Annotated in this window: 10 protein-coding genes; 3 read left to right on the top strand and 7 right to left on the bottom strand. The window is 66.5% G+C overall.

Going from position 1 to position 12,004, the window contains the following annotated elements; all coding sequences use genetic code 11:
- Nucleotides 1-15 precede the first annotated feature (15 nt).
- Nucleotides 16-1,377: a patatin-like phospholipase family protein gene (locus tag PYV55_RS05380; protein WP_275849654.1), complete on the top strand. Its 1,362-nt coding sequence runs from the start codon at nt 16-18 to the stop codon at nt 1,375-1,377.
- On the opposite strand, the gene PYV55_RS05375 is transcribed toward PYV55_RS05380, so the two are convergent.
- The 7 genes from PYV55_RS05375 to PYV55_RS05345 form a co-directional block, all read right to left on the bottom strand.
- Nucleotides 1,343-1,897, bottom strand: coding sequence for a hypothetical protein (locus tag PYV55_RS05375; protein WP_275849653.1), 555 nt, complete (start codon nt 1,895-1,897; stop codon nt 1,343-1,345). The two genes, PYV55_RS05380 and PYV55_RS05375, sit on opposite strands and share 35 nt — an antisense overlap.
- Nucleotides 1,894-2,022: a hypothetical protein gene (locus PYV55_RS05370; protein ID WP_275849652.1), complete on the bottom strand. Its 129-nt coding sequence runs from the start codon at nt 2,020-2,022 to the stop codon at nt 1,894-1,896. Before PYV55_RS05370 ends, PYV55_RS05375 begins: the two co-directional genes overlap by 4 nt.
- A 10-nt stretch (nt 2,023-2,032) precedes the next feature.
- Complete coding sequence (locus PYV55_RS05365) at nt 2,033-2,656, bottom strand: isochorismatase family protein (protein WP_275849651.1); 624 nt, start codon at nt 2,654-2,656, stop codon at nt 2,033-2,035.
- Nucleotides 2,657-2,882: 226 nt separating this feature from the next.
- Nucleotides 2,883-3,866, bottom strand: a complete 984-nt coding sequence (locus tag PYV55_RS05360) for an Rpn family recombination-promoting nuclease/putative transposase (protein ID WP_275849650.1) — start codon at nt 3,864-3,866, stop codon at nt 2,883-2,885.
- A 142-nt stretch (nt 3,867-4,008) separates the two neighbouring features.
- A complete protein-coding gene (locus PYV55_RS05355) occupies nt 4,009-4,926 on the bottom strand; it encodes a ribose-phosphate diphosphokinase (protein WP_275849649.1) in 918 nt (305 codons plus the stop codon).
- A 57-nt stretch (nt 4,927-4,983) separates the two neighbouring features.
- Entirely contained in the window at nt 4,984-6,582 is a 1,599-nt protein-coding gene (locus PYV55_RS05350) for a thymidine phosphorylase family protein (protein ID WP_275849648.1), read from the bottom strand.
- A gap of 200 nt (nt 6,583-6,782) precedes the next feature.
- Nucleotides 6,783-7,985, bottom strand: a complete 1,203-nt coding sequence (locus PYV55_RS05345; RefSeq protein ID WP_275849647.1) for an ammonium transporter — start codon at nt 7,983-7,985, stop codon at nt 6,783-6,785.
- Between the two features lie 460 nt (nt 7,986-8,445).
- Here PYV55_RS05345 and katG point away from each other — a divergent pair, with 460 nt between their 5' ends.
- Together katG and asd are read left to right on the top strand one after the other, a co-directional pair.
- Nucleotides 8,446-10,605, top strand: a complete 2,160-nt coding sequence (katG, locus tag PYV55_RS05340) for a catalase/peroxidase HPI (RefSeq protein ID WP_275849882.1) — start codon at nt 8,446-8,448, stop codon at nt 10,603-10,605.
- 257 nt (nt 10,606-10,862) lie between these two features.
- Complete coding sequence (asd, locus tag PYV55_RS05335; protein WP_275849881.1) at nt 10,863-11,993, top strand: aspartate-semialdehyde dehydrogenase; 1,131 nt, start codon at nt 10,863-10,865, stop codon at nt 11,991-11,993.
- Nucleotides 11,994-12,004 lie beyond the last annotated feature (11 nt).

The following is a 12,004-nucleotide window of genomic DNA, read 5'->3' as shown; positions in this document are numbered from 1 at the left end:
CGAGCGCACGCTGTGATGAGCAGTTCCAGCAATTCGGCACCCTGCACAGTGCCACCGCCAACCACCGCAGGCGCCGCGCCCCTCACCGGCCTGGCACTCACGGGTGGTGGGGCGCGCGCGGCCTACCAGGTGGGCGTGCTCGGCGCCATTGCCGCGTTGCGCCGTGCGGCCGGCCAGACGCGCAGCGGCAACCCCTTCCCCATCCTCGCGGGCACTTCGGCCGGGGCCATCAACGCCGCCGTGCTCGCCAGCGGCAGCGACCACTTCGACACCGCCGTGCGCCGCCTCACGGACACCTGGCGCAGCTTTCATGCCACGAGCGTCTACCACGCCGGTGCCTTCGAGGCGCTGCGCGCCGGCGCGCGCTGGGTGTCGCTGCTCTCGCTCGGCTGGGCGCTCACGCGCTGGCGCCAGCGCCAGCCGCACTCGCTGCTCGACAACGCCCCACTGGCCGCATTGCTGCGCGCCCAGGTGCCCATGGAGCGCCTGCCCGACCTGTTGCAAGCCGGACACCTGCGCGCGCTCGCCGTCACCGCGTCCAGCTACACCAGCAGCCAACACATCACCTTTTACGACGCCGCCACACCCATGCCGCCGTGGCAGCGCGCACAGCGCCGCGCCGTGCACACGCGCATCGGCGTGGAACACCTGCTTGCCTCGTCGGCCATTCCGTTCCTCTTTCCTGCAGGGCAGGTGCGCGTGAACGGCAGCACGCACTGGTACGGTGACGGCTCGATCCGCCAGATCGCCCCGATCTCACCCGCGATCCACCTCGGTGCCGAGCGCATCCTCGTGATCGGCGCCGGCCGCGCGCACGAAGCCGATGCGGCAGGCACCCACCACGCGCACCCCGCCGCGCACACTACCCCAGACACCGCCCAGCGCGCGCATGCCGCCGCACGCCAGAACGACGCACCCTACCCTTCCCTCGCCCAGGTCGGGGGCCACGCGCTGTCGAGCATCTTTCTCGACGCGCTCTGGGCCGACATCGAGCGCATGCAGCGCATCAACCACACGCTCTCGCTGGTGCCACCCGAAGCGCGCGCGCAAAGCCCGCTGCGCCCCATAGACCTGCTGGTGATCGCCCCCTCACAGCCGCTCGACGCCCTGGCCACGCAGTACGTGGGCGAGTTGCCCGCCTCGGTGCGCGCCCTGCTCGGCATCCTGGGCGTGCAGCCAAACGACCCGCGCACCGGCGCACTGGCCAGCTACCTGCTGTTCGAGCCCGGCTACACCCAGGCGCTGATGGCGCTCGGCTGGGACGACGCCATGCGCCAGCGCACGGAAATTGGGGCGTTTTTTGGCTGGGCGCTGCCTAACGACCCAAAAGTCCGACAGGCTCCTAGTCCAACCCAGCCTCCAACCACATATCGTTGAAGTTGTCGCCCACGCCCCAGCCGACGTTCTGCCCCAGTGCGCGCACCTGCTCCAGCCGGGCAAGAAATGGCGCACGCCGCGCCTCGGGCAAGGCCAGCACGTGCCTCAGCGCCTGCTCGAACATACGCTCCAGCGCGACGTAAAAGCCTTCGTCCTCCATGCTATAACCGGCCAGAAAATCGAACACTTCTTCGCAGTAAAACACCGCCAGCTCCGCCAAGCCCTCGGGCTGGCCCAGCGCCTTTTTGTAGTCGCTGATGGCTTTCTTGGCCTTGGCCACAGACAGCGGCTTGCGGTAGTCGGCAGGGTTGATCCATTGCGTGATCGTCGCCTTGTAAGGCCTGAGCGGGTCGTCGCCCAAGGCAAAGCGGGTGTGCAGAAAAGCCTGGTTCTCCTTGCTGGCCGCGTACATGTCTTGCACCAGCCCGACCAGCCCGGCGCGCTCGAGGTCGGCGAGCCTGGCCTTGACATCGCTCCAGCTCGGGGTGGTTTTTTTCGTGCCTGTGCTCGATTTCGTCATGCAAGTTTCTCCTCGATCCAATCCCAGCGCTTATCTTTGACCATCACGAAGCGGCAGCGCCCTTGCGACAGGCTGGCCCACAGGCCGCCAATCAGGCGGTCATCCTCAAACTCCATTTCACCCATTGCAAGCGCCTCACGCGCCCTGCGCGCCGCTCTCTTTGAGCAAGGGCAACAAGTCCTTGAACGCCGGGTGTTCGCAGCTGCGCAGCCATTCGAAAGCGACCATTTCGGTAGTCACGAGCTCTGCACCGGCCCCGGCGAGGCGATCGAAGGCGGCGTCGCGGTTGCGCTCGGTGCGAGAGCCGCAGGCGTCGGTGACGACCCAGACCTCGAATTCGTCCTCGAGCAGGTCGAGCGCGGTTTGCAGCAGGCACACATGCGCCTCGCAGCCCGCGATGACGATGCTGCCGCGCGCGGGCGCGGCCTGTGGCGGCTTTTGCAGGTGCCGCGGCAGGCTGCGCGCGTTGCCCGCGGGGGCTTTGGCGGGCGGGCGCAGCCATTCACCCAGGCCTTCTTCGACCGCGCTGAAGTGCATCTTGGCAAGGGTCTGCTGGCACAGCGCGCGCAGCGCGGCGTCGTTCGCACCCAGGCGCGAGGGGTTTTGCTCGGTGCCCCACACGGGCACCTGCAGGCGCCGCGCCACCTGCGCAAGCAGCCGTGCACGCGCGAGCACAGCGGCACCTTCAAAAATGGCGGGCATCAGGCGTTCCTGGTAGTCCACCAGAACGAGTTGGGAAGTAGAGGCGTCTAGGAGCATGGGAAGCGGGGTTTGCGGAAAAAAGGTGGTGATTCGCTGCCGCAGTGGCTCAGGCCTTCCAGCCGTCCACACTGGCCAAATAGGGTGCGTTGCCACGCTTGGCAGTGGGAACAGTGCGTGCATCACAGCCCCATCGACCGAGGTGGCGCCGGCAGCGCACAGCAGGCGCGCGGCCTGGGCGAGCGTGCAGCCGGAGCTGGGCAGGTCGTCGAGCAGCACGACGCCCTCAGGGGCGAAAGACTTCCTCCAGGCTGGCGGCATCCAATACGCGGTCGCCCCACTGCTCCAGCTGCACTGCCGTCGCCCCGGCGATCCGCCCGACGATGTCGCTGGGCAAAGTGCCAAAACGGCGCGTCAGCTGACGCTGCAGCAGGAGGGCTTCGCCCTTCTCGATGCCCTTCTCGATGCCCTTCTCGACACCTTTCTCTATGCCTTTTTCAAGCCCTTTTTGCTCGTACTTCTGAGCCCATTGGTCAAAGCGTTCTGCCAGCGTCATTTTCAACTCCTTCAAGTCTTGCACCTTGGGCAGCACCAGAGTGTGCTTGCTCTGGCGCAAGAGTACCGCATGGATCCAGATCGCAAAAGTGCGCTTGAGCTCCGCATTGCCTTGCAGCATGTCGTTGAGCACGTCGATCAACTTCAGCAGCGCTTGTTCGTTTTCCGGGTGCTCGAAGCGGATGATGGCTGCCACGAGGTTTTTCAGCTCCGCAAGGTCCGCTTCGGCGTACTGGTTTTCGTCGATCAGCAGGTATTCGAGCTTGGGCAGATATTGGGACACCAGGCCGGGGGCTTTGGGGATCAGCGTGGCGATGTCGGTGGCGGCCGTCCATTTGGCGTCGCCGTTGTAGAGCACGATGGGCAGCACGGGCGGCAGCCTTTTGCCTTCGAGCGCTTCGCCGCGGCGGATCAGGTCTTGGTACAGCAGGCCCACGTAGGTCCTGATGCGCACGGCCATCCAGGCATCGACGCTGCTTTGGAATTCGATCAGCAGGTACAGGTAGACCCACTCGCCGTCGGCCTTGACGCGCCAGACGACGTCGTCGGCGCGCTGGCGCAGGTCGTCGGTGATGTAGCTGCCGGGCATTTTCTCGAGCGTGGAGTAGTCCAGGCTGTGCAGCCATGCGTCCGGGATGAAGCCCAGCACCAGGTCGCGCACGACTTCGGGCGCGGAGAACAGCAGCTTGTATGAGGCGTCGTCTTCGGTGGGCATGGGCGGCATTCTATGGATGCACGGCGAATGGGAAGGCGCAGCGCCGCATCAACACGACTTACGCAAATCGGGGTCAGGCAAGGCCCTCGTCCCAAGGCAAAACACTTTGCTGCATCCTTGTTTGCGTAAGTCAAGATCAAGATCAAGAGCGCGCCAGCACCTCTCGCAGTGCCCGTGCCAGCGGCCCCGCCATGGAGACGGCGTTGCTCGGATGCGGAATGCAGTCGGTGCTCCAGACTTCGCTAACGCCGGCTTGCGCAAGCGTTTGCAGCGCGTCGCCGACGAACAGCGCATGCGTCACGGCCACGTCGACCGATGCGGCGCCGGCGGCGCGCAGCAGGTGCGCGGCCTGGGCGAGCGTGCGGCCGGTGCTGGCCATGTCGTCGAGCAGCACCACGGCGCGGCCTTGGAGGGCGTGCGGTGCGAGATCGGGCAAGCGGATGCGCACCGCGCGGTCGCCGTGGCGCTCTTTGGTGCACACGGCGTGCGCAAAGCCGTGGCGCGCGGCGGCCTGGGCGATCCACTGCGCGGATTCGGCGTCGGGGCCGACGAGCAAGGCGCCGGGGCGGCGCTGCGCGATCAGGTCGGACAGCGCCTCGGCGCCGCTCAGCGCCACGGCCACAGGCGCGGGCACGGCGTCCTGCAGCCGCGCCACGCGGTGCAGGTGCGGATCGACGGTGATGAGCGCGTCGCACAGGCCCGCGAGAAAGCGCCCCACGATCTGCTGGCTCACGGCCTCGCAGGGGGTGAAGGCTTTGTCCTGCCGCATGTAGCCCAGATAAGGCGCGACGAGGACGATGCGCCGCGCGCCAAGGGAGCGCGCCGTTTGCGCCGCGAGCAGAAGCTCGATGAGCTTTTCGTTCGGCCGGTGCAGGCTGCGCAGCAGCACGACCTGTTCGGGCAGGCGCCCTTGCGCGTCCACGGGCAGGCGCAGCTTGAGCTCGTCGTCGGGGAAGCGGTGGCGCTCAATGCAGCGCGCAGGCAGTTCCGCGGCCTGCGCGAGGCGCTGCGCGGCTTCGGCTTCATCATCAAAATACAGCAGACAGGCAGGTAAATCCATGGCAGGGCGCTATCAAAAACAGATTGGCAAGCGCAGCAGCGCACGCAGGGCCGGCGCTCAGAACTCGACGAAGGCCTGGGGCACCTCGTCCGCCGCGCCTATCGTGTAGCCGCTGCTGCGGCCGCTCGCCTGGCGCGCAAACTCCAGGTCGGCCGGGTAGCTCGCATGCACGCGGTACAGCGGCGCACCTGCGGCGACCTGGTCGCCGAGCTTGTGCAGCAGATCGACGCCGGCCTGCGGCACCTTGGGCGCGCCGGCCAGGCGGGCGATGCGCGCGATCTGGAAGTTGTCTATGCCCGTGACCACGCCGGCCTGCGGCGCGCAGACTTCGAACGTCAGCGCGCCGAGTGCGGGGCGCTGGTAGTCGAAGTGCTTGCTGCCCTGCGCCTCGATGATGGCGTTCATGCGCGCGAGGGCGCGGCCCGAGTCGAGGATGTCGCGCGCAATGCCAAAACCATCGCCGCCGCGCACGTCGGGGTCGAATTCGATGACGCGGCCCGCCAGGCGCAGCGCCTTTTGCCGCAGGTCGTTGGGCGCGGACGGGTCGTTTTGCAGCACGCGCATCACGTCGCGCGCCTCCAGCACCGGCCCCACGCCGTTGCCGATGGGCTGGCGCCCGTCGGTGATGACTACGTCCAGCGTCAGCCCCATGCGCCGCGCCACGTATTCGAACAGGCGGCGCAGGCGCTGCGCCTCGGGCATGGAGCGCACCTTGGCCGTGGGGCCAATGGGGATGTCGAGCACCAGGTGTGTGGAGCCGGCCGCGACCTTTTTCGACAGGATGGAAGCCACCATCTGCCCCGGCGAGTCGATGGCAAGCGGCCGCTCGACCGAGATCAGCACGTCGTCGGCGGGCGAGAGCCGGGCCGTGCCGCCCCAGGCCAGGCAGCCGCGGTAGTCGCGCACGATCTCGGCCAGGCCCTCGAGCGGCAGTTCGACTTCGGCCAGCACTTCCATGGTGTCGGCCGTGCCCGCGGGCGAGGTGATGGCGCGCGACGATGTTTTGGGAAACAGCATGCCGTGCGCCGCGACGATGGGCACCACGAGCATGCTGGTGCGATTGCCGGGAATGCCGCCGATGCAGTGCTTATCGACCACCAGCGGCTCGTGCCAGTCGAGCCGCCGCCCGCAGGCGACCATGGCGTCGGTGAGGAAGTACACCTCCTCGCGGTCGAGCTCGTCGCGGTTGCAGGCCACGACGAAAGCCGTGAGTTCGATCTTGGAATAGTGGTGCTCGGCAATGTCGCGCACGATGGCGCCGAAGTCGGCACGCGAGAGGCGCTCGCCCGCGAGCTTGCGAAACAGCGCGCCCATCGATTCGGGCGGCTCGGCCTGCGCCACGCTCGCGAGGTGCCCGTTGGCCACGCCAAGCTGGGCAAAGGCGTCTTCGGACAGGCCCAGCTCGTTGCTGCCCACGATGGCGTCGTCATCGACCACGTTCAGCGTGGCCAGGATGTGGTTGCCGTTGGCATGGACCTCCACCTTGGAGAGCGCCTGAAAGCCCTCGGCACGATAGACCGCGCAGTCGCGGTGCAGGAAGGCGACGTTTTCCTGCCAGGTATCTATGGCCACGCGGCGCAGCGCGAGCTGCGAGTGCGGCGAATCGGGGTTGGCGGAGGCGGGGCGTGGGACGGGTTCGGTGACTTCGACGTTCATGGGGCTATGGCAGGGCGGCGCGGGCAAATGCGGCGACTATACAAAACGCCCTGCGCGGCCCGGGCACGGCATCCACTCGACCGGACCTCGCCCCGGCCTCGCGCCGCCACCGCTGCGGCCAGGCCCCCGATTCATGATGAAATATGCCTCTAGCCTCCGTCTATCAAGCGCAAGCAGCTATGCTTACAGAAGCATCCACCTCACCAATTCACCTCACGCTCGGGCGTGGCGCCGATCTGGTGGATGGACAAGTCGGCGCCGTCGAACTCCTGCTCCTGGCTCAGGCGCAGCCCCAGCAGCCGCTTGAGCGTGCCATAGACGAGCCACCCCCCGAGCGCCGCCCAGGTCACGCCCAGCAGCGTGCCCATGAGCTGCGCGCCCAGGCTGACGCCGCCCAGGCCGCCCAGCGCCTTGCTGCCGAAGATGCCCGCAGCAATGCCGCCCCAGGTGCCGCACAGGCCGTGCAGCGGCCACACGCCGAGCACGTCGTCGATCTTCCAGCGGTTTTGCGTGCGCGTGAACATGTGCACGAAGATCGCCCCCGCGACGGCGCCCACCACCAGCGCACCGAGCGGATGCATGAGGTCCGAGCCCGCGCACACGGCCACCAGACCCGCGAGCGGGCCGTTGTGCACGAAGCCGGGGTCGTTGCGCCCGAGCAGCAGCGCCGCGAGCGTGCCGCCCACCATGGCCATGAGCGAGTTCACCGCAACCAGGCCGGAGATTTTGTCCAGCATCTGCGCACTCATGACGTTGAAGCCGAACCAGCCCACGATCAAGATCCACGCGCCCAGCGCCAGAAAAGGGATGCTCGACGGCGGGTGCGCCGACATCGCGCCGTCCTTGCGGTAGCGGTTGCTGCGCGCGCCCAGCAGCAGCACGGCCGGCAGCGCAATCCAGCCGCCCACGGCGTGCACCACCACGCTACCCGCAAAGTCGTGGAACTCGGCGCCCGTATGCCGCTGCAGCCAGGCCTGCACGCCGAAGTGCTGGTTCCACGCAATGCCCTCGAAAAACGGATAGACCAGGCCCACGATCACCGCCGTGGCAAGCAACTGCGGCCCAAAGCGCGCGCGCTCGGCGATGCCGCCCGAGATGATCGCGGGAATGGCCGCCGCAAAGGTCAGCAGGAAGAAGAACTTGACCAGCGCATAGCCATGAAACGCCGCAAGCTGCTCGGCCCCGACGAAAAAGTGCACGCCATAGGCCACGCCGTAGCCGACCAAAAAATACGCCACCGTGGAGACGCAAAAGTCCACGAGGATTTTCACGAGCGCGTTGACCTGGTTCTTGCGGCGCACGGTGCCCAGCTCCAGAAAGGCAAAGCCCGCGTGCATGGCCAGAACCATGACAGCACCGAGCAGGACGAACAGGGTGTCGGCACCCTGGGGAATGGTTTGCATGCAATGACCTTTTTGAAATCTATGCTCTGGTTTGGTGCAAGAAAAACGCGCCGGAACCCGGCGCACCAAAGACAAGCAAAAACCGGGCCGGAGTGGAGCCCAGCATCTCTTTGCTTGCACCATCTGCGCACCAGCATGCCCGCCAGCACGGCGTAGTACGCACGCCCAAGACGCAAACCGCGGCGCATGCCCCATGTTGGCGAACTTCTGCAGCGGGATTGCACCATGCTGAGGCAGCGCTGCCGTGTGCGGCCTTCATTGCCCTGTGCCTATCGCCGTGATTGGAAGTTTCGAATGGCCGCCGCAGCCACCCCGCCCTACCATGCTTCCCAGATTGCTACTGCGCGCCACGGTTCATCGTACGGACTTTGGGCGCGGCGACGATCTGGGTTTTTCGGGGCTTGCTCGCAGGCCCATTGCAAACTTTCTTTTGGAGATTCATCCCATGAGCGCAGAAAAAATGGCGGCTGCGGGCAAATGCCCGGTGGTGCACGGTGCGGTGACGCAAGTCGGCATGTCCACCATGGAGTGGTGGCCCAAGGCCCTGAACCTGGACATCCTGCACCAGCACGACACCAAGACGAACCCGCTGGGTGCGGACTTCGACTACCGCAAAGCAGTCCAAAAACTCGACGTCGCCGCACTCAAGAAAGACCTGCTCGCGTTCATGACGCAAAGCCAGGACTGGTGGCCCGCCGACTGGGGGCACTACGGCGGGCTCATGATCCGCATGGCCTGGCACTCCGCAGGCACCTACCGCACGGCCGACGGCCGCGGCGGCGCGGGGCACGGCAACCAGCGCTTTGCGCCGCTCAACTCCTGGCCCGACAACGCCAACCTCGACAAAGCGCGCCGCCTGCTCTGGCCGATCAAGAAAAAATACGGCAACCAGCTCAGCTGGGCCGACCTGATCGTGCTCGCGGGCACCATGGCCTACGAATCGATGGGGCTCAAGACCTACGGCTTTTCGTTCGGGCGCGAGGACATCTGGCACCCCGAGAAGGACGTTTACTGGGGCTCTGAAAAAGAATGGCTCGCGCCCAGCGACGCGCGCTACGCCAAGGTCGATGACCCCGCCTCGCTCGAAAACCCGCTCGCCGCGGTGCAAATGGGCCTGATCTACGTCAACCCCGAAGGCGTCAACGGCAAGCCCGACCCGCTCAAGACCGCGGCGCAGGTGCGCGAAACCTTTGCGCGCATGGCCATGAATGACGAAGAAACCGTGGCCCTCACGGCCGGCGGCCACACCGTGGGCAAAGCGCACGGCAACGGCAACCCCGCGAACCTCGGCCCCGCCCCCGAAGGCGCCGACATCGAAGACCAGGGCCTGGGCTGGGTCAACCACGTCACGCGCGGCATAGGCCGCGACACCGTGACCAGCGGCATCGAAGGCGCCTGGACCACGCACCCGACGCGCTGGGACAACGGCTACTTCGACCTGCTGCTCGGCTACGACTGGTGGCTGCAAAAATCCCCGGCCGGCGCCTGGCAGTGGGAGCCCGTGAACATCCGCGAAGAAGACATGCCCGTGGACGTGGAAGACCCGACGATTCGCTGCAAGCCCATCATGACCGACGCCGACATGGCGATGAAGTTCGACCCGGCGTACCGCAAGATTTCCGAGCGCTTCCACCAAGACCCGGCGTACTTTTCAGAGGTGTTCGCGCGCGCCTGGTTCAAACTCACGCACCGCGACCTGGGCCCCAAGTCGCGCTACATCGGCCCCGACGTGCCCAAAGAGAACTTGGTGTGGCAAGACCCGGTGCCGGAAGGCCGCAAGGATTACGACGTGGCGGCCGTCAAAGCCAAAATCGCCGCGAGCGGCCTGTCCATCAGCGACATGGTCGCCACCGCCTGGGACAGCGCACGCACCTTCCGCGGCTCGGACAAACGCGGTGGCGCCAATGGTGCGCGCATCCGCCTTGCGCCACAAAAAGACTGGGCTGGCAACGAGCCCGAGCGCCTTGCGCGCGTGTTGGCCGTGCTCGAACCCATCGCGGCCCAGGCCGGCGCCAGCGTGGCCGACGTGATCGTGCTCGCGGGCAATGTGGGCATAGAGCAAGCTGCCAAGGCCGCAGGCGTGGCCGTGGACGTGCCCTTTGCGCCGGGGCGCGGGGACGCCACGGCCGAGATGACGGACGCTGCCTCTTTCGCCGTGCTCGAACCGCTGGCCGACGGTTTTCGCAACTGGCTCAAGAAAGACTACGCCGTCACGCCCGAGGAGCTGCTGCTCGACCGCGCGCAACTCTTGGGCCTCACCGCGCCCGAGATGACGGCCTTGATCGGCGGCATGCGCGTGCTCGGCACCAACCACGGCGGCAGCCGGCATGGCGTGTTCACCGAACGCGTGGGCGCGCTGACGAACGACTTTTTCGTGCACCTGACCGACATGGCCTACACCTGGAAGCCTGTCGGCAGCAACCTCTACGAAGTGCGCGAGCGCAAGAGCGGCGCGCCGAAGTGGATGGCCACGCGCGTGGACTTGGTGTTCGGCTCGAACGCCATCCTGCGCGCCTACGCCGAGGTCTATGCGCAGGACGACAGCCGCGAAAAATTCGTGCATGACTTCGTCGCGGCCTGGACCAAGGTGATGAACGCCGACCGCTTCGACCTCGCGTGACGAAACCGCGCCGACTCAAAGCGGGCTGCTAAAATGCCCGCCGCGATGAACGCCTCGATCCACCTCGACTCCAGCCCCCGCCCGAATGTTGTGCGGCGGGTGGCTCGTTGCATCGCACCCCCCTCTCACACCCCCATTACGACGACCAAAAAAGGCTGAACCCAGCCGGTTTCGTCGTGCGCCGCCTTCCGGAGCCTGACGAGCCGGAAGGGCCCAGCAAACAGCATATTTATTGTTTGAAAGGCGCAAAAATGAACATCGGTAATCTCGTGGGCCTCGTCGGCTGGCGCGGCATGGTCGGCTCGGTCCTGATGGATCGCATGCAGGCGGAGGGCGACTTCGACCTGATCGAGCCCGTTTTCTTCTCGACCTCCAACGCCGGCGGCGCGGCCCCAGCGATGGCCAAGAACGAAAAGACGCTGCAGGATGCGCACGACATCGATGCGCTGAAAAAGTGCGACATCATCCTCACCTGCCAGGGCGGCGACTACACCACCGAAGTCTTTCCGAAACTGCGCGCCGCGGGCTGGAAGGGCCACTGGATCGACGCGGCAAGCACGCTGCGCATGAAAGACGATGCCGTGATCGTGCTCGATCCGGTGAACCTGCCCGTGATCCAGAACGCGCTCGCCAAGGGCGGCAACAACTGGGTCGGCGGCAACTGCACGGTCAGCTGCATGCTCATGGGCGTGGGCGCGCTCTACAAGGCCGGCCTGGTCGAATGGATGAGCACGCAAACTTACCAGGCCGCGAGCGGTGGTGGCGCGCAGCACATGCGCGAGTTGCTGACCCAGTACGGCACGCTGTACTCCGAGGTACGTGACTTGCTCGCCGACCCCAAGAGCGCGATCCTCGAAATCGACCGCAAGGTCATTGCCAAGCAGCGTGCCCTCACGCCTGCCGAGACTGCCAACTTCCAGGTGCCCCTGGGCGGCAGCCTGATTCCCTGGATCGACAAGGACCTGGGCAACGGCATGAGCCGCGAGGAATGGAAGGGCATGGCCGAAACGAACAAAATTTTGGGTCAGGGCGAGGGCTTCGACACTCCGGCCATCCCCGTCGATGGCTTTTGCGTGCGCGTGGGCGCGATGCGCTGCCACAGCCAGGCACTGACTTTCAAGCTGAAAAAAGACGTACCCGTGGCCGACATCGAGGCCATGATCGCCGCAGACAACGCCTGGGTCAAAGTCGTCCCCAACCACCGTGAAGCCACGCTGCAGGACCTGACCCCCGTGGCCGTGACGGGCACCCTCACCATCCCCGTGGGCCGCATCCGCAAGCTCGCGATGGGCCCCGAATACCTGGGCGCCTTCACGATCGGCGACCAGTTGCTCTGGGGCGCCGCGGAGCCGCTGCGGCGCATGCTGCGCATCCTGCTGCAGGCTTGAGAAGGTGTGAT

This window comes from Extensimonas soli (assembly GCF_029211265.1).
In the GTDB taxonomy this organism is placed as follows: domain Bacteria; phylum Pseudomonadota; class Gammaproteobacteria; order Burkholderiales; family Burkholderiaceae_C; genus Extensimonas; species Extensimonas soli.
Note: the sequence above shows the minus strand (reverse complement) of the source record. Positions and strands in the feature narration are given on the sequence as shown.